Source organism: Saccharothrix obliqua, from assembly GCF_019375475.1.
Taxonomy (GTDB): Bacteria; Actinomycetota; Actinomycetes; order Mycobacteriales; family Pseudonocardiaceae; genus Actinosynnema; species Actinosynnema obliqua.
The window spans coordinates 1-967 of sequence record NZ_JAHXGQ010000035.1 but is presented as its reverse complement, the minus strand read 5'-3'; the positions used below and the strand labels follow the sequence as shown (position 1 = coordinate 967).

Annotated in this window: 1 protein-coding gene; it reads right to left on the bottom strand. The window is 66.4% G+C overall.

Translation table 11 applies throughout. The features are described from left to right. Positions 1 to 10: 10 nt before the first annotated feature. The coding region (ispG, locus tag KZQ38_RS35690) for a flavodoxin-dependent (E)-4-hydroxy-3-methylbut-2-enyl-diphosphate synthase (RefSeq protein ID WP_219448452.1) at positions 11 to 967 on the bottom strand (957 nt) is incomplete at its 5' end.

The following is a 967-nucleotide window of genomic DNA, read 5'->3' as shown; positions in this document are numbered from 1 at the left end:
CCCACCCGGCTCAGCCGACGGTGACGACCGGCTCACCACCGGCCACCGTCTCGCCCATCTCCTCGGCGATCCGCATCGCCTCCTCGATCAACGTCTCCACGATCAAGTGCTCCGGCACGGTCTTCACCACCTCGCCCTTCACGAAGATCTGACCCTTGCCGTTACCCGACGCCACACCCAGATCAGCCTCACGAGCCTCACCCGGCCCGTTCACCACACACCCCATCACCGCCACCCGCAGCGGCACCTCCAAACCCTCCAAACCCGCCGTCACCTGCTCCGCCAACGTGTACACATCCACCTGCGCACGACCACACGACGGACACGACACGATCTCCAACTTCCGCGGCCGCAGGTTCAACGACTGCAAAATCTGGTGCCCCACCTTCACCTCCTCCACCGGAGGAGCCGACAACGACACCCGGATCGTGTCCCCGATCCCCTGCCGCAACAACGCCCCGAACGCCACCGCCGACTTGATCGTCCCCTGGAACGCCGGACCCGCCTCCGTCACACCCAGGTGCAACGGATAATCACACCGCTCCGCCAACAACTCGTACGCCCGGACCATCACCACCGGATCGTTGTGCTTCACCGAGATCTTCAGATCGTGGAAGTCGTGCTCGGCGAACAACCCCGCCTCCCACAACGCCGACTCCGCCAACGCCTCCGGAGTCGCCTTCCCGTGCTTGGCCAACAACCGCGGATCCAACGACCCCGCGTTCACCCCGATCCGGATCGGCGTCCCCCGGTCCCGCGCCGCCGCCGCGATCTCCCGCACCTTGTCGTCGAACCTCCGGATGTTCCCCGGGTTCACCCGCACCGCCGCACACCCCGCGTCGATCGCCGCGAACACGTACTTCGGCTGGAAATGGATGTCCGCGATCACCGGGATCTGCGACTTCCGCGCGATCTCACCCAACGCGTCCGCGTCGTCCTGCGACGGACACGCCACCCGCACGATGTC